Raw genomic sequence first — 19553 nt, forward strand, 5'->3', positions numbered from 1 at the left:
TGTCCTTAATGTATCGTCCAGGCTTTTGCCTGCCGATATTCCGCCCATAATGTTTGATAAGCGGGTGAATGTTGTAATAGCGTCCGGTGCGTGCCTTGGGCGATGATTTCCCCGTGGGATAAATAAAGAATTTGATCCGCGTGAATCACGGAAGAAAGACGGTGCGCCACCATAATCACCGTTTTGTTCTGCATTAACGCCCGAAACGCCAGCATTAAATCCGCTTCGTTTTTGGCGTCGGAAAAGGCGGTGGGCTCGTCTAACAATAAAATCGGGCGATTTTGTAAAAAGGCGCGGGCGATGGTAATGCGCTGTTTTTGACCGCCGGAAAGTAATTGCCCCCGCTCGCCGACTTTCGTTTGGTATTGTTCGGGCAGGGTCATAATAAAATCATGAATACGCGCTTGTTTGGCGGCGGCAATAATCTGCGCATGCGTTACCTTTTCCATCCCGTAAGCGATATTTTCCGCGATAGAGCAGGAAAATAAGAAATTATCCTGAAACACCACCGAGCAATAAGACATCAGCTGTTGTGCCTCCATGTGGCGAATATCCGCGCCGCCTAGGGTGATTTTGCCGTCGGTGACATCCCAAAAACGTAATAACAGATTTAACAAGGTGGTTTTGCCGGAACCCGACGCGCCGATGATCGCCGTGAAGCTGTTTTGCGGGACGTTAAAGGTGATATTTTGTAGAACGGGGTTTTCTTGTGCGTAACCGAAGCCGACCTGTTCAAAGCGAATTTCATAGCCCTGCGGCGTTTGTAACGGCAAAAGTGCGGTGGAATTTTCCAGCGTTTCGATGGCGTTAATGCGTTCAATGGCGGCGCGGGCGCGTTCCAGCAAATGAAACAGCCCCATGTAAGGGTGCATGGTTTCAATCAGCCCCGCCGCCAACACGAAAAAGGCAAATAAGGTAAAGGCGGACAACGTGGCAAGCTGGTGTAAAGAAATGCCGCCAAGCATCAGAAATAACATGATCGGCAACGGCGTGAACAACGCGCGGGCGAGACGGGTGGGTGTGCCGACCTTTGCCAGCCAGGCGAACATGACGCGGTTGAAATGCAGCAGGGCGGCGTTGAAACGGCTGTATGAGCTTTGCCCGGCATCAAAGGTACGAATGGTGCTCATGCCTTGGATATATTCAATGATGGCGCTGTTAATTTTTCCTACGGCGATGCCGTAATCGTCGTAAGCTAATTTGCTGCGTCCCATTAGACGTTGCAAAATCACAAATAACACCGCCAGAAATATCGCCACCGCTGTGGCAAGCTGCCAATTGAGCCAAAACAACGCAATAAATACGAAAATCGGGGTGGAATAGGCTTCCGCCTTCAAGGGCGGTGCGTCGGCAACAAAGGCATGTAATTCTTTTACGTCATCACACAACACTTTGGCTAAACCGCCGGAACCGATTTCTTGTATTTTTCCCAAAGGCAGGCGGCTGATTTTATGTGCCAATCGTTGTCGCAGAATTTTTTCCAGTTCAAAGGCGGCATAATGGGATTGATCGTGCGCTTTGATTTTGCAGGTGTAATACAAAATGGATACGCCGAGCAGCGTGAGTAACTGCCAATAAGGAAAAATCATGGTGTGGCTGACCGTGAACACCATGTGGATCATGAGCAGCCAAATGCCGATTTTTAACCCTTGTGCGAAGACAGCCAACCCCATGGAAAGGCGTAATTGTGCGGCGACGGGTTGGCAAATCTGTTGGTGATGCGGATTCATGGCTAGAATCTGAATTCCGTCGAAAGCCCGATTTGGCGTTCCGGCTGACGGGTCACATCGCCGGAGCGCGGCACGATTAAGATGTCTTTACGGGAGTTCAGCAGATTATCCGCATAAAGCATGACTCTGGCGTGTTTAAAGTCATACGCCAAATAAAGATCCAATTGATCATAATGCCCCACTTTGCCGTTGGTTAGGTTGTCGGCGGTAGAATAGTAACTGCTGTTGTAGCTATAATTGGCGCCGATTTCCAGATTCTCAATAAGGCGATAATGCGCCCCCAGTTTCCCGCTGAAACTTGGTGCACGGGCGAGTTTGTTACCTTCAATGCCGCTGTTCGGGTAGCGTTTAATGTCGGTTTTTAGCACGCCGATCCCTGCATTTAGCCCTAATTTATCGGTGGCTTGCCATTCCGTGTTGATTTCCGCGCCGTAAGTCACCACTTTGTCGGCATTGCGAATCACGATGGAATTCGGTCCAAGATAAAACGGTAGTTGCATGTCTTTGTAATCGTTATAGAAAACGTTGCTGTTAACGCGCAGGCGTTTGTCATCGGAAATCCAGCGATGATACAGTTCGTAATTCCACACATATTCCGCGTCATATTCATAGCCGGTGTACGGTGTCCCGAAAGTCACGCCCGCTCCGCCCGGATTATAGCCGCGCCCCACTTTGAAACCGAGGCGTTGGTTTTCATTCATTTTCCATGCAATATCCGTTTTAGGCAGGAAGACATGATATTTTTTGTCACGGTTAATGGAAAACAGCGTGCTTTCTCCTTTACGTTGATGATGCTCCTGCTCATAACGGGTGGAAAGTGTGAATTCAAAAGGTATCTCCGGTGTGAAAGTGATTTCGCCGAATGCCGCTTTCGTTTTGGTTTTATCTTTGAAATAGGTGGTGACGGCGGTAGGATTCACGCGGCTACGCGGCATGGTGACATGTTCGTCTTGGTCGGCATGAAAATAGAACAAGCCCAGCAAGCCGTGGTATTTTTCCCCTTCATATTTCACGATGGGTTCGATTTGGAACTCATTGCCGTCCACTCGCGCCGGCACGCCACTGGTGGTTTGTGGCGAAGTGGTTTTTCGGTCGTGAATGAAATGGGTATAAACCAGTTTGTTTTCGATTTTCCAGTGCTCTGCGAATTGATAACCGATGTCCCAAATGGTGCCGGCGGAGCGGGTTTGGAATACGGGGCGTTCCGGCGTGTAGCGCGCGGAATTCGGTTGTAATTCCGCCTCACTTTGCGGCGCACGGGCGTTCACATGGTTAAAAGTTAAGCGGCTATATAATTCGGGTATCGCGGACGGCGTCCACAGCAATTTGGCGCGGGTGGTGGTGGCTTTAAACCAACGGGGATTGCCGACGGGATCGTAATGGGGCAAATCCACGGCAGTTTCCCGTTGTTGGTGATCCACGCTTAAACGAAACGCCAATTCGTCTTTAATCAACGGACCCGAAATCATCGCGGCGGTTTGTGCCAAACGATGATTGCCCACGTTCAACTTGGCGGCGCCTTCCCATTCTTGAGTCGGATCGTTGCTCGTCATCACCACCGCGCCGGCAATAGCATTGCGCCCTTGAGCATAGCTTTGCGCGCCGCGATAGATTTCCACCTGTTTCATGTCCCATAGGGATTTTGTTCCGAAAGCCAGTTCATTATAGCTGGACGTTCTGCCGTCAATTTGCATATTCAAACGCGGGCGTGATCCGGCAAAGAACGCCACCGCGCCCACGGCAGGACCTGAGCCGTCCACGCCGCGCACGGTAGGTAAATCGTTACCCAAACCCGTATCCAAAATATTCACATCGCGTTTTAATAATTGCGTGGCGGAAATTAAATCGGCTTCCCGTTTCAGTTGGGTATCGGTGACCACCGTTGAACTGGAGCCTGTTGCCGATTGGCTTCGTTCAAATTTTTCACCCGTGACGGTAATTTCATCCAGCAATGTGGTGCGCTCGGCTTCTTCCGCGTAAACCGCAAGGGAACAAGTGCCGCTTAAGCATAGAGTGATTAAGCCAAATGATGTGTTGATTTTTTTCATTGGGATACCTTTAAAGTTTACATTTTTTATATGAATTACAAATTAATGTAAACCTAACATAACCCAAAATAAAAAGTAAATAAGAATTTTTCTCAAATATGACGTTTGACAATTTAAGGCATTCGGCTATTTTATTGACGGTTTAAGGAGCAAACATGAAAAAAGATTCTGTCTTAAAACAAGCCGCCATAACGCTTTTTTATGAACAAGGTTGGATTGCCACCTCCGTTGCGGAAATCTGTCGATTGGCGGGTGTCAGCAGAGTGACGTTTTACAAGCACTTTCCCACAAAAGAAACATTGGTCAAAACCGTGTTTGAAGAACAAAAAAATAAAATGCGCGATGAATTTGAGCGGTTGTTGCATGAGCATGCGGATTTGGCGACGGTCATTGAACGCATTCTGGGCATGCAGCAGGACGCCATGGCGACGCTTTATTCTGCGCCGGTGCTGGCGGATTTAAAGGCACACCGCAACGAAGAATTACAGCGGTTCTTTCAGCAAATGGCACAAGAAAAATACCGTTTTATGCACCATTTTTTCGGCACGTTACAACAACGTAAAGTCATTCGTGATGATTTTCCCATTGTATTAATTGATGTGCTGATCCAAAAAATCGATGAAATGCTGAATACGCCGATGTTGCAACAGCATTATGTCGGCAACGAACAGCAGTTGTTAAAAGACGTTCTGCAATTTTTTATGCACGGCATTGCTTATCAAGATTCGGGAGACAATCCCTAAAAAATACCTGACAAAAAGCACCGCACTTTTGAGGCGCCTCACAGGAAAGTACGGTCGATTTTCACGGCGTTTTTATGATTTTCCCAAAATGTTAAAAAAACGTTGAATTTTAGGCGGAAAACGGTTAATTTTGCCCGCCTTTTATACATTTATTTTTTTATCTTTTGGGGGAAAACGTGCAACAAGTGAATCAAGGACAACAAATTAAACCGCGTTATGAGCCGACGGCAATCAGTAAAATTATTTTCGCCAGCCGTTGGTTGCAACTGCCGATTTATCTCGGGTTGATTGTGGTGCAGGGCATTTATGCCTATAAATTTATGAAATCCCTGTGGCATTTAATTGTCAATTTACAGGAAATGGATTCCAACACCGTGATGTTGGCGGTGCTGAATCTGATTGATGTGGTGATGATCGCCAATTTGTTGGTGATGGTGATTATCGGCGGCTATGAGATTTTCGTCTCCAAACTGCGCACGCGGGGGCATCCGGATCAACCGGAATGGTTGAGCCATGTGAACGCCTCGGTGCTGAAAGTGAAATTGGCGATGTCGATTATCAGCATTTCTTCCATTCATATGTTGCAAACCTTCGTGAATGCGTCGAATATGGATGAAAAAACCATGATGTGGCAGTTACTTTTACATTTAGGCTTCTTGGCCTCCGCCATTGCCATGGCTTATACGGACAAAGTTCTTTATGGCACAAGCCATAAAGCGCATTAATGAATAAGGTTTATGACAGAGTTTATTGAAATCTCCCCGCAACAGGCGTGGGAGATGTTACAAAAGGATGAAAACGCGGTGCTTGCGGATGTACGCGATCAGATGCGTTTTAACTATTCTCATGCACAGGGTGCGGTGAATTTGACGGAACTCACCTGGCCGGATTTTGAAGCGCAATATGATTACGATCAACCGATTTTGGTGAGTTGTTATCACGGTGTGAGCAGCCGCAGTGTCGCTACGTTTTTACTGCAACGCGGCTATGAAAAAGTGTACAGCATACAGGGCGGCTTTGCCGGTTGGGTCGAGGCGAATTTGCCGCTGGAAACCGCTTATTAACCGCATCCGATTAATTAAAGCCAACAGTGGCGACATAAAATAAAACGCCATAAAAAATGACCGCACTTAGGGCAAGTCCCCGACGTGCCAAAGCGGGTTTATGTTGATGTAGCCGATAAAAAATCCGTGCGACAATGCCTAGGATGAAAGGGTAGCCCCACAGGAAAATCGACATGGCGCGGATTTGCGTATCATTGAGGTTCGGGTTATTCAATAAATTCGGTGAAATTAATAGCGCCAACGGCCAAAGTAAAATCGGTAAACAAAACATAGCAATCGCCCAACTGAACGGGCTGAACCCCTTGGGCAAATTTGGATTTCTCATTTTTTCTCCGTGCGTTAAATTTTGGAAAAGGAATATAGCAAATGCAGCATTTGTTTGGTAGTGAAATTCCCGCGTTAGTGACGCATTTTCGTGATCATATTCGCGCGAAATATCGGGTGGATTTGATTGTCGAGGAAAAGCAAAACGAGCAAGGCGATCCCGTGTACCATGTTTTTTTGCCGGAAAACGCACCGCACTTTGCGGCGATTGCGCAGGAATGCGAGGCGTTTTTGCAGGAATGGCTGGCGCAGCAAAATGCGCAAGCCTGGCAAAACGGGGCAAGCCCGATTAAGGTGCGCCGAGTGCCTCCTGCCGAGGATACTCAAACATTCGATAAAATTTCCGTTCTCTCCTATCTTCAACAACGAAAAATAACCGTCATTGTGACCGCACTTTGTACTTTGATTTATTTGTTCATGTTATTCGGTTTTGCCGAACCTATCGTGCTGTTTGCCCATTTCCCGGCCGAACCTGACGAGTACGGCGAAGTTTGGCGTTATTTCAGTCATACCTTAGTACATTTGTCCAATATGCACATTTTGTTTAACCTCACTTGGTGGTGGATTTTCGGCGGTGCGATTGAACGACGGTTGGGCAGTTTGAAGCTGTTACAACTTTATTTTCTTGCAGGTGTGCTTAGCGGCGTAGCGCAAAACATGGTGAGCGGACCGGCATTTTTCGGTTTATCGGGTGTGGTGTACGCCGTGTTGGGCTATGTGTTCGTGCTGGATAAGCTCAATCGGCAAACGGATTTTGAAGTACCGGACGGCTTTTTCAATATGCTGGTGGTGGGGATTTTGCTCGGCTTTGCCGGCCCGCTGGTGGATATTAATATCGGCAATACGGCGCATATTTCCGGCTTATTGGTGGGCATATTGTTGGCGTTTACGGATCGAAATATTCGCGTTAAATCGTGATTTCCTCACTAAAATGCGATAAATTAGCAACCCGAAATCTTACCGGAATGAGGAAACAAACATGAGACAGTCTCTCCGTCATCAAAAAATTGTCGAACTGGTGAAACAAAAAGGGTATTTGAGTACGGATGAATTGGTTGCTTTATTTGATGTGAGCCCGCAAACCATTCGGCGTGATTTAAACGAATTGGCGGAGGCTAATTTTATTCGTCGTCATCATGGCGGAGCCGCTTCCCCTTCCACTGCCGAGAACAGCGATTATCACGATCGCAAACACTTTTTTTCTCAAGAAAAAAATCGTATCGCCAATCAGGCGGTGCAACTCATTCCAAACGGCGCGTCTTTGTTTATCGACATTGGCACCACGTCCGAAGCGGTTTCCTTCGCCTTATTGGGTCACCAAAATTTGCGTATCGTCACCAATAATCTGAACGCCGCTCACATTCTCATGCAAAATGACTCCTTCGATATCACCATCGCCAGCGGTTCGTTACGCCAAGACGGCGGCATTATCGGCGAATCGACGGTAGAGTTTTTATCTCAGTTCCGCTTGGATTTTGGTATCTTAGGCATCAGCGCCATTGATTTGGACGGCACGTTATTAGATTACGATTATCACGAAGTTCAGGTGAAGCGGGCGATTATTGATAATTCCCGCAACACGTTGTTAGTTACCGACCATTCCAAATTCAGCCGTCGCGCTATGGTAAAACTGGGGTCTATTACGGATGTAGAATACGTTTTCACCGATATGGACGTACCGCCGAGCATTGACGAATTGTTGAAAAATAAGAATGTAAATTTGATTGTTTGTTAGATTTTTATATCTTTCCTGCTAAAAAGTGCGGTGAATTTTCACCGCACTTTTTTATTCAAATGAGCTGAAGGTTGGCGATAAAACTATAGGGCAATTGGATTGGTATGAATAGGAGCGAAATATTAAGTTGGTGCCCCCAACAGGACTTGAACCTGTGACCAATCGATTATGAGTCGACTGCTCTAACCGACTGAGCTATGGGGGCGGTGAGAGTTGAGGTGCGATTATAGGGAAATATTGGTGTAAAGTCCAGCTACCGAATTTTGTGTGTTTCTAAATTAAACAAAAAGGGATAAGCCTGCCGACTTATCCCTTTTTCTTGTATGACGGATTATTCATCCAAGAAGCTACGCAGGGTTTCGGAGCGACTCGGGTGGCGTAATTTACGCAATGCTTTGGCTTCAATCTGACGAATACGCTCGCGGGTGACATCAAATTGTTTGCCCACTTCTTCCAAGGTGTGGTCGGTGTTCATGTCGATACCGAAACGCATACGCAACACCTTCGCTTCGCGCGGCGTTAAGCCTTCCAGCACCTCGTGGGTTGCTGCTTTTAGGCTTTGCGCAGTGGCGGAATCCAACGGAAGCTCTAAGGTGGAGTCTTCGATAAAATCGCCTAAATGGGAGTCGTCGTCGTCACCGATTGGCGTTTCCATGGAGATCGGTTCTTTGGCAATTTTCAGCACTTTGCGGATTTTATCTTCCGGCATACCCATGCGTTCCGCCAGTTCTTCCGGAGAAGCTTCACGGCCCATTTCCTGTAACATTTGACGGGAAATTCGATTGAGTTTGTTGATGGTTTCAATCATGTGTACCGGAATACGAATAGTACGCGCTTGGTCGGCGATAGAGCGGGTAATCGCCTGACGAATCCACCAAGTGGCGTAAGTCGAGAATTTGTAGCCGCGACGGTATTCAAATTTATCTACTGCTTTCATTAAACCAATATTACCTTCTTGAATTAAATCAAGGAATTGCAAGCCACGGTTGGTATATTTCTTGGCGATGGAAATTACCAAACGCAGGTTGGCTTCCACCATTTCTTTTTTCGCCCGACGGGCTTTTAGTTCGCCTTGCGCAATGCGCTCGCCGATTTCGCGGATTTGCGGAATCGTTAGATTGGTGTCTTGTTCAATTTGCACCAAATTAGCGATGGCTTGGCGTAATTGGTTTTCATATTGCACCAATTTTTCGGACCAAGATTTGCCCGCAGCTAAGGCTTTCACTAACCAAACATCACTGGTTTCATGACCGATAAAACTTTTTTGGAAACCGGATTTTGGCATTTTTGCATTGTCCACCACAATCCGTTGAATGAAACGTTCCTGGCTGCGAACACGTTTCATCATGTCACGCATGGATAAAACCAAGGTGTCGAATTGTTTTGGCACTAAGCGGAATTGGGTGAAAATATCGGACAAGGCTTGAATTTCATCTTTCGCTTTTTTCGCCGTACGCCCATGTTTTGCAATGATTTCTAGGGTTTTTTGATGTTGTTCTTTCAGTGCGGTGAATTTTTCCCGAGCCACTTCGGGATCGATACTGTTATCGCTATCGCCGTCATCACTGCTGCTTTCTTCGCTATCTTCTTCCTCTTCGCTTTCGTCATCGATGTCGGCATCTTCGGCGTTTTCTTCATCCTCTTCCGAATCGAAATCTTCTTCTAAATTTGTTTCTTCTTCAGATTCGGTTAATACGTTTGGATCCACAAAGCCGGTAATCAAATCGGCTAAACGGACACCGCCGCTTTCGACGGAATCATATTGTTCGATTAAATAGGTGATAGCTTCCGGATACGCGGCAACAGCGCTTTGAACTTCATTAATGCCTTCTTCAATACGTTTGGCAATATCAATTTCACCTTCACGGGTAAGCAACTCCACACTGCCCATTTCGCGCATATACATACGCACAGGATCGGTAGTGCGACCGAGTTCTGCTTCCACGCTGGATAAAACTTGGGTTGCTTCTTCAACGACATCTTCATCGGTGATATTTTCATTGAGCATCAGATCATCGGCATCCGGTGCGGTTTCCAACACCTGAATACCCATGTCGTTGATCATCTGAATAATATCTTCAATTTGATCCGCATCGACTAATTCTTCGGGCAGGCTGTCATTCACCTCGGCATAGGTTAAATAACCTTGCTCTTTCCCTTGTGCGATGAGTAGTTTCAATTGAGATTGTGGATTTTGATCCATATTTGATATCCGCCTTGCTTACTTAATTTGGAGAAGATAAAACGCTAGAATTCTAGCATTGTTACCATGGTTTAACTATTTCTTTTCTTGTTTTTTTACTAACAAATGTGAAAGTTCTTTTTTCTCGTTCAGATCCAAACCTTCCGCGCGATCTTTCGCGATAAGCCAATGTATTCGTTTATCAACCAATTGCAGGTAAAAATAACGCAGTGTTTCGCGGAAGGTGTCTTCGATCTTATCGTCTTCAATCAAATGGTTCCACGCCAGCAATTTTTCAAGCGTGTTTTGTTGTTTTGTATCGCGCCAGTGTTCCAGCAGTTGCCCCGAGCTAATCCCCACTTTTTCTCGGCAAAGTGCGGTCAGTTCTGCGAGTAAATCGTAACCCGGTTCATCCAGATTTCGGAGCGGTTCTAAATCCGGTACGAATTTCACCAATTCCGGATTTTGTAACAATAAGGCAATCAGAATCCGCATTGGGGTACGTTTGAATTGAATCGTCGGCATCGCAGGTTCGTTTTCCGCTTTTGTTTGATTCGGGATCAAACTTTCCAACTGTGTGGGATCCAAAATGCCCAGTTTTTTGGCAAGGGTATTGCGCAAGTCCAAACGTAATACATCGCCGGGAATTTGTTTAATCAGCGGAATTGCCAGTGCGGCAAGTTTGGTTTTACCTTCTTTTGAAGAAAAATCGACTTGTGGCGTTAAATGCGCGAACAGAAATTCGCTTAAGGATTGCGCATTGTCGATGTACTCCTCGAACCCCTGTTTGCCGTATTGGCGAATAAAGGTATCGGGATCTTCGCCGTCAGGCAAAAAGATAAATTTCAGCTGACGACCGTCTTCCAAATAGGGCAGCGCATTTTCGAGGGCGCGCCATGCGGCGTCACGTCCTGCGCGGTCGCCGTCGTAACAGCAAATCACCTGTTCCGTGGAGCGGAAAAGTAACTGAATTTGTTCGGACGTCGTGGAAGTACCGAGCGACGCCACCGCATAATTCACACCAAATTGCGCCAACGCCACCACATCCATATAGCCTTCGACCACCAGCAATTTTTGCGGTGAGTCGTTTGCTTGTAACGCTTCAAACAAACCGTAGAGCTCGCTGCCTTTGTGATAGGTGACGGTTTCCGGCGAGTTCAAATATTTCGGTTTTTCATCGGTTAATACGCGGCCGCCGAAGGCAACAGTGCGTCCACGCCGATCGCGAATAGGAAACATAATCCGATTGCGGAATTTATCATACACATTGCCGCGATCGTTACGCGACAACATGCCCAAATCGAACAGTTTTTGCTGTTCCTCGCGAGTTTTGCCGAATTGGCGATAGACAGAATACATCGCATTCGGCACATAACCGATTTGAAAGCGCTCGATGATTTCAGCCGACAAGCCGCGCTGTTGCAAATAGCTTTGTGCCGGAATATTTAGCGGCAGTTGTTGCTGATAGAACTTGGCGATTTCCTGCATTAATTCATACAGGTTGCGCTTGGTTTGATAGCCGACCTGCTTGCCGCCGTCGTTAAAGTGCGGTCGTTTTTCGTAGGGAATTTCCAGCCCGAGAAAGCCTGCCAGTTCTTCAACCGCTTCCACAAATTCCAGCTTGTCGTATTCCATTAAAAAGGAAATGGCGTTGCCGTGCGCGCCGCAACCGAAACAATGATAAAACTGCTTTTTATCGCTCACCGTAAAAGAGGGCGTTTTCTCATGATGAAACGGACAACACGCCTGATAATCTCGACCGGCTTTTTTCAGTTTTACGCGGGAATTGATCAGATCGACGATATTAACTTTGGTTAAAATGTCGTCTATGAAGGTGCGTGGAATGGAGCCTTTCATCGAGTATTTTGCCTCTTATTGTGAACGAAATATGAGCCTAACTGATGAGATTGAAAGAAAATAAAACCGTGAGCCTTGGAAGATTCACGGTTTTTATAACTCGAGTTAAAAATACTGTTAATTAGTATAAACGTGTGTTGCGTGCGTTTTCGCGAGCGACGCGTTTTGCGTGGCGTTTTGCGCGGGTTGCATTTTCACGTTTACGAATGGTTGTTGGTTTTTCGTAGAATTCACGAGCACGAACTTCTGCTAAGATACCAGCTTTTTCGCAAGAGCGTTTAAAACGACGTAATGCTACGTCAAAGGATTCATTTTCACGAACTTTAATTACAGGCATAAGCCAATCACCTCAATGAGTTTAATTTAATTGCAATTTAAATTTTATTTGTTGCCGCGCCTGCGGCAGATTCAATAAAGGTTGCAATTTTAATCCAAATCATGCATGAAAGTAAAGCTCAGATTGAGGTTTTCCTGAAATCTGTATCGGAAAACTGGTTAAAATAGTGTAAAGCGGGTAAAATTTAGCGCGATTCAAATCTATAAAAGAGAACTCAAATGCGAATTTTAGGCATTGAAACGTCCTGCGATGAAACGGGCGTTGCCATTTATGATGAAGAAAAAGGCTTAATCGCCAATCAACTCCACACCCAAATCGCCCTGCACGCCGATTACGGCGGCGTGGTGCCGGAACTGGCGTCGCGCGATCATATCCGCAAACTGGCGCCCTTACTGCAAGCCGCATTAAAAGAAGCCCATTTAAAACCGGAAGACATTGACGGTGTGGCTTACACCAGCGGCCCGGGGTTGGTCGGCGCATTGTTGGTCGGTTCCACCGTGGCGCGTTCTCTGGCGTACGCTTGGAATGTGCCGGCAATCGGCGTGCATCACATGGAGGGTCACTTGCTGGCGCCGATGTTGGAAGAAAATCCACCGCACTTTCCTTTCGTGGCGTTATTGGTCTCGGGCGGGCATACGCAATTGGTGCGTGTGGACGGCGTCGGACGCTATGAATTATTGGGCGAATCCATTGATGACGCGGCAGGCGAGGCCTTCGATAAAACCGCAAAATTGCTCGGCTTGGATTACCCCGGCGGCGCGGCATTGGCGCGTCTTGCCTTAAACGGCACGCCGAATCGCTTTGCTTTCCCACGTCCGATGACCGATCGTCCCGGCTTGGATTTCAGTTTCTCCGGCTTAAAAACCTTCGCCGCCAACACGATTCATCAGATCATTAAAGATGAAGGGGAATTAACCGAACAAAGCAAAGCGGACATTGCCTACGCGTTCCAAGAGGCGGTCGTAGATACGCTGGCGATCAAATGCAAGCGCGCATTAAAACAAACGGGTTTAAAACGTTTAGTCATTGCCGGCGGCGTGAGTGCCAATAAACAATTGCGCCAAACTTTGCCGGAACTCATGCAACAGTTGGGTGGCGAGGTATTTTACCCGCAACCGCAATTTTGCACCGATAACGGCGCCATGATTGCCTACGCCGGTTTTTTACGTTTAAAACAAGGTCAACAACAGGATTTGGCGATTGAAGTTCGCCCTCGCTGGGCAATGACCGAATTAAGCGCAATTTAACGAATTCTGTAACAGAAAAGTGCGGTGTTTTTTTCAGAGGTTTTTATGTAAAAACGCCGCCAAATTCCACCGCACTTTTTCAATAAAAAAGGAAAACAAATGGACAAAATCAAATTCAGAGCCATGCGCGCCGCCGGTATCGGCTGCTTCATCACATTGGCGATCATCGCCTTTTTCGTCTTTACCACACCCACCGAAACTTTTATTGATTTTCTCACGGAAGTCGGCAAACTGGCTGGCGGTCGCACCACCATCGGCGTCTTTATTCTTGCCTCCTTGCCACCGCTGGTCGGCTTCATTTGTTATCATTTCTGGCGTTGGGTACTGAAATAAAGATGGCTAAACTGTATTTTTATTATTCCACCATGAATGCGGGAAAATCCACGACATTGCTGCAATCTTCTTATAATTACCGCGAACGTCACATGAACACGCGGGTTTATACGGCGGCGATTGACGATCGTTTCGGTGTCGGGCAAGTCACTTCCCGCATCGGCATCAGCGAACAAGCGAACACCTTTACCCGCCATACGGATTTGTTCGCTGAAATTGAACAACATTTGGCACAGGAACCGCTGCATTGCATTTTGGTGGATGAGGCCCAGTTTTTAACCAAAGCACAGGTTTATCAACTGAGCGACGTGGTGGACAAACTTGGCATTCCCGTTTTATGCTACGGCTTGCGCACAGATTTCCAAGCGGAACTGTTTGAAGGCAGCCGCTATTTACTGGCGTGGGCGGACCAACTGGAGGAGCTCAAGACTATTTGCTATTGCGGACGTAAAGCTAATTTCGTTCTGCGCTTAAACGAACAGGGCGACGTCGTCAAACAAGGCGACCAAATCCAAATCGGCGGCAACGACAGCTATTTATCCGTATGCCGTTTGCATTATAAGGAGAGAATGGCGGAATAGGCGAGAGCGGCTGAAAAGTGCGGTCGTTTTTTTTAATGTTTTTTATAGGGACAGACTTGATGTCTGTCCTATTCATATCGTCGAATTATCCGTTAACCCACGCCAAAAATTCTTCCTCGCTCAATACCTTCACCCCTAACTCTGCCGCTTTGCTCAATTTGGAGCCTGCGGCTTCGCCGGCGATGACGTAGTCGGTTTTGGCGGAGACGCTGCCGCTGACTTTGGCACCGAGTTGCTGTAACAGTGCTTTGGCGTCGTTGCGTCCCATTTGGGAGAGCGTACCGGTGAGCACTACGGTTTTGTCTTTGAACGGATTTTCTTTCGCTTCCTGCACTTCGACGGTTTCCCAATGCACGCCCTGGGCGATGAGATCGTTCACCACGGCGACATTGTGTTCTTCGCGCCAGAACACAAAAATCCGATTCGCCACCACTTCGCCCACATCAGGCACTTGTTGCAACTGTTCCAAATCGGCGTTTTGTAATGCTTCCAGCGTTTTGAAATGATTTGCCAGATTTAACGCGGTGGCTTCGCCCACGTCACGAATGCCCAAGGCGAAAATAAAGCGGGCAAGGGTGGTATTTTTCGCTTTTTCTAAGCTGGATAGCGCATTTTCGGCGGATTTCGGCCCCATGCGTTCCAAGCGGGTGAGCGTAGTTAAATCTAACTTGAACAAATCTGCCGGGGTATGAATCAGCTCGCGATCCACCAGCTGTTCAATCAGTTTGGCACCCACGCCGTCGATGTCCATGGCTTTACGCGAGACGAAATGTTTTAACGCCTCTTTGCGTTGCGCCGCGCAGAATAAGCCGCCGGTGCAACGCGCTACCGCTTCGCCTTCAATACGCACGATTAAGGAATCGCACACCGGGCAGTTGCTCGGGAACACAATCTGGCGCGCGTCTGCCGGGCGACGTTCATGCACTACGCCGATAATTTGCGGAATCACATCACCCGCGCGGCGAATAATCACCGTGTCGCCGATGGCAATATTCAGGCGATCGATTTCGTCGCCGTTATGCAGGGTGGCGTTGCTTACCGTCACGCCCGCCACAAACACCGGTTGCAGCTTGGCGACAGGTGTGATGGCGCCGGTGCGTCCCACTTGGAATTCCACGTCATTTAACACCGTCAATTCTTCCTGCGCCGGGAATTTATAGGCAATCGCCCAACGGGGCGCTTTGGAAATAAACCCGAGGCGTTGTTGCAGAGCAATATCGTTGATTTTCAGCACCGTGCCGTCAATGTCATAACCGAGCGAGCTGCGTTTCTCCATAATAGTGCGGTAGAAATTCAGCACGTTTTCGATACCATCGCATAAGCGAATTTCATTGTTCACCGAAATACCGACGGATTTCAGCCATTGCAGGCGTTCAAAATGGGTCGGCGGCAGTTCTACGCCTTCCGCCACGCCGATGCTGTACGCGTTGAGCATCAGAGGGCGTTGGCTGGTGATTTTCGGATCTAACTGACGAAGCGATCCTGCGGCGGCGTTGCGCGGATTGGCAAAGGTTTTTTCGCCGTGCTCCAAGGCGCGTTCATTTAATCGCTCAAAGCCTTCATGCGGCATAAACACCTCGCCTCGCACTTCCAAACGCGTCGGCGGATTGTCCGTCAGCAATTGAAGCGGAATGTTACGAATAGTGCGGATATTTTGCGTAATGTCTTCGCCGGTGGTGCCGTCGCCACGGGTTGCCGCTTGGGTCAGCACGCCGTTCACATACAAAATGCTGACCGCCAAACCGTCCAGTTTCGGTTCGCAACAAAAGGTTAGCGGCTCGGGAACGATTGCTAGGCGATCTTGAATGCGTTTCACGAATGCCAGAAATTCGTCATCGGAAAAGGCGTTATCCAGAGAAAGCATGGGAATTTCATGGCGAATTTGGGCAAATTCGGACAACGGACGCGCGCCTACCCGTTGGGTCGGCGAGTCGGCGGTGACGAGTTCCGGATGCTGTTGCTCCAAGGCTTTGAGCTGATGAAACAGGCGATCGTATTCGCTGTCGGGAATTTGCGGATCGTCTAAAACGTGATACTGATATTCGTGGTGGCGTAAGGTTTTTCTGAGGTCGTCGATTTGTTGTTGAATTGAGGTTGTCATGGTTGTTCCGTAAAAATAATGAAAAAAACGACCGCACTTTTGAGGTGCTCAATGAGCGAAAAGTGCGGTCGTTTTTGCAAACGTTTTTAAGCCGCCGTGCCGGATTATGCCACTTTGGCTAAATAGGCCTGTTCGGCGTGATCGTTGAATACTTCCTGTTTGTCGGTCAGCACGAAGCCGCCCAGTTCGTCCGCCAAATTGCGCGCGGCGCGAATCATGGTTTTTAAGTTGACGGTATCATTGCCTGGGGAAGGCAGCTGCATAAAGAGCGCAATACCTACGGTGAACAGGTTGTCCATGTCGTAAGGATCAAAGGTGCCCGGTTGTTGCAAGTTGGCGACGCTGAACAGCACAGGGCTGGCGGCGGTTAAATCCAAATGGCGGTGGTAAATATGTTGATCGCCGAAAATAAAGCCCAAACCATCCAACGCTTGCGCCAGACGACCGCCGTTAAATTCGCGGTTTTCCGGTGCTACCACATACAACATAATGAAAGACGGCTTGGCGGAATTCGGCGCTTTGCTTTCCGCTTGCGTCGTCGGTTGGCTTTCTGTTGTTTCTGCCTGTGTTTCCTGTTCTACCGGCGTTAAGGAAACCGTCGGCGTGGTGTATTCTTCTTCCATTTGCGTGATGGAAACACGATTCGGATCGGCGTAAGGCGAAGGCTCGCCGTAAGGTTGGAACGACACATTGTTTTGTGTGCTTTGAGTCGGTTGCGGCTGTTGTTCCGCCGGCGCGTATTGTGTCGCCGTCTCGGTAGTATTAAAGGTGCTATTGGACGCGCCGCTCGGCAATGTGATTTTAATTTCATCTACGGCGCGATCAATGGATTGACTTTCGTTGACGCTTGGCGCTGCGGCCTCTTCAAAATCCAATGCTTGTTGTTGCGGTGGGGTTTCTTCTACAAAGGAATGTTTCGGCTTATCGGCGATGGGCGCTTCTGTGGTCGGGCGTGCCGTTTGATTTGGCGCGTTAAAACGATTCGGTTGCTGATTTTGTGAAAAGGTATTGGCGTTTTTGAAATATTGGGATTTTTCGCGACGGTTTGACCAAATTCCGTGCGCAACTAACGCCAATAATGCGATAACGCCCAAGATAATCAAAATTGTATTTAAATCCATTGCCGACTCTCCAATCATACAAAATTCACGCAAGTTGGGCGTAAGCTTATCATATTTTTGCGAAATTGATGAGAGACAAAGTTTGATTTTTTTCACCGCACTTTGTATCCTGAGCCTCTTTTTTCTAAGGGAAAACGTTATGTTAAAACATGCGGAAATGAAATCCGGTTTTGAATATTTTGTGATGGGCTGGCATTTGATTTTGCAAAAAGGCTTGCGCCGTTTTGTGATCATGCCGATCTTGCTAAATGTGCTGTTATTGGGCGGTCTGCTTTGGCTTTTTGTGAACCAAATCGGCAGTTATATTGACGCCATTATGTCTTATATTCCCGATTGGCTGAGTTGGTTGAGCGGCGTTTTATTGCTACTGTCCGTTTTGATGGTATTAGTCCTGTTTTATTTTATTTTCACCACGTTGTCGGGCTTTATCGCCGCGCCGTTTAACGGCTTGTTGGCGGAAAAAGTGGAAAAAATGCTGACCGGCGAGAATTTGCAGGAAATGTCTTTGTGGGATTTTATGAAAGACGTGCCGCGTATGCTCGCGCGCGAATGGCAAAAGCTGGTTTACAGTCTACCGAAAATCATCGCCTTGTTTTTATTGGGCTTTATTCCGTTGTTGGGGCAGACCGTGATTCCCGTCGCGACCTTTTTATTCACCGCTTGGATGATGGCGATTCAATATTGCGACTATCCTTTTGATAACCATAAAATTCCCTTCGGCATCATGAAAAACGAACTGGCGATAAAACGCAACGTGACGGTGACCTTCGGCGGTTTGGTGACCTTATGCACTTTCGTGCCGATAGTGAATTTAGTGATTATTCCCGTTGCGGTGTGCGGCGCGACGGCAATGTGGGTGACGGAATATCGCACCTTATTTAAGCGCCCGTTGCAAGGGGAAAGCGGCACCGAGGTGAGTGTGCGAAACGGCAGTTCCGCCGGCGGGCAAATCGTCGCTAAATAGCTTTTGGTTATGATTTATAAAAAATAACTATTTTTTTATCCCGAAATCTCATGTTAAAACTAACGCCACTTCATTATCTCATGGTCAGGAGAACAGATTATGACTATTTACAGTGACAATTCTTATTCTATCGGCAACACCCCGCTAGTCCGTTTAAAACATTTTGGCAACGGCAACATCGTCGTAAAAATTGAAGGGCGTAACCCGAGTTTCAGCGTGAAATGTCGTATCGGTGCTAACATGGTGTGGCAGGCGGAAAAAGACGGCACATTGACGAAAGAGAAAGAAATTGTTGACGCCACCAGCGGTAACACCGGTATTGCGTTGGCGTATGTGGCGGCGGCACGCGGTTATAAAATTACCCTCACCATGCCGGAAACCATGAGTAACGAACGCAAACGTTTATTGCGTGGTTTGGGCGTGAATTTAGTGCTCACCGAAGGCGCGAAAGGCATGAAAGGGGCGATTGCCAAAGCGGAAGAAATCGTGGCATCCGATCCGAATCGTTATGTGATGTTAAAACAATTTGAAAACCCGGCGAACCCGGAAATTCACCGTCAAACCACCGGCGAAGAAATCTGGAAAGACACCGAAGGCAAAATTGATGTGTTGGTTGCCGGTGTGGGCACAGGCGGCACAATTACTGGGATTTCCCGCGCCATTAAATTGGATCACGGCAAACAAATCACCTCTGTTGCCGTAGAACCGGCAGAATCGCCGGTGATTACCCAAACCCTTGCCGGCGAAGAAGTAAAACCGGGTCCGCACAAAATTCAAGGTATCGGCGCCGGATTCATTCCGAAAAACTTAGATCTTTCCTTAGTGGATCGTGTGGAAACCGTGGACAGCGAAACCGCCATTGCTACCGCCCGTCGTTTGATGGCGGAAGAAGGTATTCTCGCCGGTATCTCCTCCGGTGCCGCTGTGGCAGCCGCTGATCGCTTGGCGAAATTGCCGGCGTTTAAAGATAAACTTATCGTCGTTATTTTACCTTCCGCCGCAGAGCGTTATTTAAGTACCGCACTTTTCGACGGAATTGAAGTCTAATTCATCGTTAATCCAATTGTTCCAAAGACTTTGCCTGTCGTTAGACAGGCTTTTTTTTGCCTGTTGAAAAACGTTTTTGAAAACGACCGCACTTTAACCCTAGGGTAACAAGTTACCCTAGGTTAAGCATAATTCAGCC

At 47.6% G+C, this 19553-nt stretch carries 18 protein-coding genes and 1 tRNA gene; 10 read left to right on the top strand and 9 right to left on the bottom strand.

Annotated features, from left to right (window positions below):
• Nucleotides 1-5 precede the first annotated feature (5 nt).
• Nucleotides 6-1730 (bottom strand): ABC transporter ATP-binding protein, encoded by a 1725-nt coding sequence (locus tag DK430_RS03575; RefSeq protein ID WP_109077748.1) that lies wholly within the window; start codon nt 1728-1730, stop codon nt 6-8.
• Nucleotides 1731-1732: 2 nt separating this feature from the next.
• Nucleotides 1733-3778, bottom strand: a complete 2046-nt coding sequence (locus tag DK430_RS03580) for a TonB-dependent receptor (RefSeq protein WP_109077749.1) — start codon at nt 3776-3778, stop codon at nt 1733-1735.
• A 155-nt stretch (nt 3779-3933) separates the two neighbouring features.
• On the opposite strand from DK430_RS03580, the gene DK430_RS03585 reads away from it, so the two are divergent.
• The 3 genes from DK430_RS03585 to glpE all read left to right on the top strand — a co-directional run bounded on the left by DK430_RS03585 (nt 3934) and on the right by glpE (nt 5585).
• Nucleotides 3934-4521 (top strand): TetR/AcrR family transcriptional regulator, encoded by a 588-nt coding sequence (locus DK430_RS03585; protein ID WP_109077750.1) that lies wholly within the window; start codon nt 3934-3936, stop codon nt 4519-4521.
• Nucleotides 4522-4697: 176 nt separating this feature from the next.
• Complete coding sequence (locus tag DK430_RS03590) at nt 4698-5246, top strand: TIGR00645 family protein (RefSeq protein ID WP_109077751.1); 549 nt, start codon at nt 4698-4700, stop codon at nt 5244-5246.
• A 12-nt stretch (nt 5247-5258) separates the two neighbouring features.
• Nucleotides 5259-5585: a thiosulfate sulfurtransferase GlpE gene (gene glpE, locus DK430_RS03595; protein WP_109077752.1), complete on the top strand. Its 327-nt coding sequence runs from the start codon at nt 5259-5261 to the stop codon at nt 5583-5585.
• Between the two features lie 10 nt (nt 5586-5595).
• Here glpE and DK430_RS03600 read toward each other — a convergent pair whose 3' ends face one another.
• Nucleotides 5596-5910 (bottom strand): DUF5389 domain-containing protein, encoded by a 315-nt coding sequence (locus DK430_RS03600; RefSeq protein ID WP_109077753.1) that lies wholly within the window; start codon nt 5908-5910, stop codon nt 5596-5598.
• Between the two features lie 41 nt (nt 5911-5951).
• On the opposite strand from DK430_RS03600, the gene DK430_RS03605 reads away from it, so the two are divergent.
• Nucleotides 5952-6827, top strand: a complete 876-nt coding sequence (locus tag DK430_RS03605; RefSeq protein ID WP_109077754.1) for a rhomboid family intramembrane serine protease — start codon at nt 5952-5954, stop codon at nt 6825-6827.
• 61 nt (nt 6828-6888) lie between these two features.
• Nucleotides 6889-7644, top strand: coding sequence for a DeoR/GlpR family transcriptional regulator (locus DK430_RS03610; RefSeq protein ID WP_109077755.1), 756 nt, complete (start codon nt 6889-6891; stop codon nt 7642-7644).
• 128 nt (nt 7645-7772) lie between these two features.
• Here DK430_RS03610 and DK430_RS03615 read toward each other — a convergent pair.
• From DK430_RS03615 to rpsU, 4 genes are all read right to left on the bottom strand, one after another.
• A tRNA-Ile gene (locus DK430_RS03615) sits at nt 7773-7849 on the bottom strand.
• 126 nt (nt 7850-7975) lie between these two features.
• The gene (gene rpoD, locus DK430_RS03620; RefSeq protein WP_109077756.1) at nt 7976-9847 is read right to left on the bottom strand and encodes an RNA polymerase sigma factor RpoD; all 1872 of its coding nucleotides are present in this window, start codon (nt 9845-9847) and stop codon (nt 7976-7978) included.
• 75 nt (nt 9848-9922) lie between these two features.
• Complete coding sequence (gene dnaG, locus DK430_RS03625) at nt 9923-11683, bottom strand: DNA primase (RefSeq protein ID WP_109077757.1); 1761 nt, start codon at nt 11681-11683, stop codon at nt 9923-9925.
• 121 nt (nt 11684-11804) lie between these two features.
• Complete coding sequence (gene rpsU, locus DK430_RS03630; RefSeq protein ID WP_005701713.1) at nt 11805-12020, bottom strand: 30S ribosomal protein S21; 216 nt, start codon at nt 12018-12020, stop codon at nt 11805-11807.
• A gap of 218 nt (nt 12021-12238) precedes the next feature.
• Here rpsU and tsaD point away from each other — a divergent pair, with 218 nt between their 5' ends.
• The 3 genes from tsaD to DK430_RS03645 all read left to right on the top strand — a co-directional run bounded on the left by tsaD (nt 12239) and on the right by DK430_RS03645 (nt 14181).
• Complete coding sequence (gene tsaD / locus DK430_RS03635) at nt 12239-13267, top strand: tRNA (adenosine(37)-N6)-threonylcarbamoyltransferase complex transferase subunit TsaD (protein WP_109077758.1); 1029 nt, start codon at nt 12239-12241, stop codon at nt 13265-13267.
• Between the two features lie 99 nt (nt 13268-13366).
• Entirely contained in the window at nt 13367-13600 is a 234-nt protein-coding gene (locus tag DK430_RS03640) for a hypothetical protein (RefSeq protein ID WP_109077759.1), read from the top strand.
• 2 nt (nt 13601-13602) lie between these two features.
• Nucleotides 13603-14181, top strand: coding sequence for a thymidine kinase (locus tag DK430_RS03645; protein ID WP_109077760.1), 579 nt, complete (start codon nt 13603-13605; stop codon nt 14179-14181).
• Between the two features lie 85 nt (nt 14182-14266).
• Here the strand turns inward: DK430_RS03645 and ligA are convergent, their stop codons facing one another.
• The gene (gene ligA / locus DK430_RS03650) at nt 14267-16282 is read right to left on the bottom strand and encodes an NAD-dependent DNA ligase LigA (protein ID WP_109077761.1); all 2016 of its coding nucleotides are present in this window, start codon (nt 16280-16282) and stop codon (nt 14267-14269) included.
• A 104-nt stretch (nt 16283-16386) separates the two neighbouring features.
• Nucleotides 16387-17403, bottom strand: coding sequence for a cell division protein ZipA (gene zipA, locus DK430_RS03655; protein ID WP_109077762.1), 1017 nt, complete (start codon nt 17401-17403; stop codon nt 16387-16389).
• Between the two features lie 139 nt (nt 17404-17542).
• Between zipA and cysZ the strand changes: the two genes are divergently transcribed.
• Together cysZ and cysK are read left to right on the top strand one after the other, a co-directional pair.
• Nucleotides 17543-18367, top strand: coding sequence for a sulfate transporter CysZ (gene cysZ, locus DK430_RS03660; RefSeq protein WP_109077763.1), 825 nt, complete (start codon nt 17543-17545; stop codon nt 18365-18367).
• A 99-nt stretch (nt 18368-18466) separates the two neighbouring features.
• The gene (gene cysK, locus DK430_RS03665) at nt 18467-19414 is read left to right on the top strand and encodes a cysteine synthase A (protein ID WP_109077764.1); all 948 of its coding nucleotides are present in this window, start codon (nt 18467-18469) and stop codon (nt 19412-19414) included.
• Nucleotides 19415-19553: the final 139 nt, after the last annotated feature.

Origin of the sequence: Aggregatibacter kilianii, assembly GCF_003129965.1 — a bacterium.
Classification (GTDB): Bacteria; Pseudomonadota; Gammaproteobacteria; order Enterobacterales; family Pasteurellaceae; genus Aggregatibacter; species Aggregatibacter kilianii_A.

Excerpts from the sequence above, each read along its gene's own strand:
- DK430_RS03600 (WP_109077753.1), bottom strand. The coding sequence starts at position 5,910 with ATGAGAAATCCAAATTTGCCCAAGGGGTTCAGCCCGTTCAGTTGGGCG.
- rpoD (WP_109077756.1), bottom strand. The coding sequence starts at position 9,847 with ATGGATCAAAATCCACAATCTCAATTGAAACTACTCATCGCACAAGGG.
- cysZ (WP_109077763.1), top strand. The coding sequence starts at position 17,543 with ATGTTAAAACATGCGGAAATGAAATCCGGTTTTGAATATTTTGTGATG.
- DK430_RS03610 (WP_109077755.1), top strand. The coding sequence starts at position 6,889 with ATGAGACAGTCTCTCCGTCATCAAAAAATTGTCGAACTGGTGAAACAA.
- tsaD (WP_109077758.1), top strand. The coding sequence starts at position 12,239 with ATGCGAATTTTAGGCATTGAAACGTCCTGCGATGAAACGGGCGTTGCC.
- rpsU (WP_005701713.1), bottom strand. The coding sequence starts at position 12,020 with ATGCCTGTAATTAAAGTTCGTGAAAATGAATCCTTTGACGTAGCATTA.
- ligA (WP_109077761.1), bottom strand. The coding sequence starts at position 16,282 with ATGACAACCTCAATTCAACAACAAATCGACGACCTCAGAAAAACCTTA.
- DK430_RS03640 (WP_109077759.1), top strand. The coding sequence starts at position 13,367 with ATGGACAAAATCAAATTCAGAGCCATGCGCGCCGCCGGTATCGGCTGC.
- DK430_RS03580 (WP_109077749.1), bottom strand. The coding sequence starts at position 3,778 with ATGAAAAAAATCAACACATCATTTGGCTTAATCACTCTATGCTTAAGC.
- glpE (WP_109077752.1), top strand. The coding sequence starts at position 5,259 with ATGACAGAGTTTATTGAAATCTCCCCGCAACAGGCGTGGGAGATGTTA.
- DK430_RS03585 (WP_109077750.1), top strand. The coding sequence starts at position 3,934 with ATGAAAAAAGATTCTGTCTTAAAACAAGCCGCCATAACGCTTTTTTAT.
- zipA (WP_109077762.1), bottom strand. The coding sequence starts at position 17,403 with ATGGATTTAAATACAATTTTGATTATCTTGGGCGTTATCGCATTATTG.
- DK430_RS03575 (WP_109077748.1), bottom strand. The coding sequence starts at position 1,730 with ATGAATCCGCATCACCAACAGATTTGCCAACCCGTCGCCGCACAATTA.
- cysK (WP_109077764.1), top strand. The coding sequence starts at position 18,467 with ATGACTATTTACAGTGACAATTCTTATTCTATCGGCAACACCCCGCTA.
- dnaG (WP_109077757.1), bottom strand. The coding sequence starts at position 11,683 with ATGAAAGGCTCCATTCCACGCACCTTCATAGACGACATTTTAACCAAA.
- DK430_RS03645 (WP_109077760.1), top strand. The coding sequence starts at position 13,603 with ATGGCTAAACTGTATTTTTATTATTCCACCATGAATGCGGGAAAATCC.
- DK430_RS03605 (WP_109077754.1), top strand. The coding sequence starts at position 5,952 with ATGCAGCATTTGTTTGGTAGTGAAATTCCCGCGTTAGTGACGCATTTT.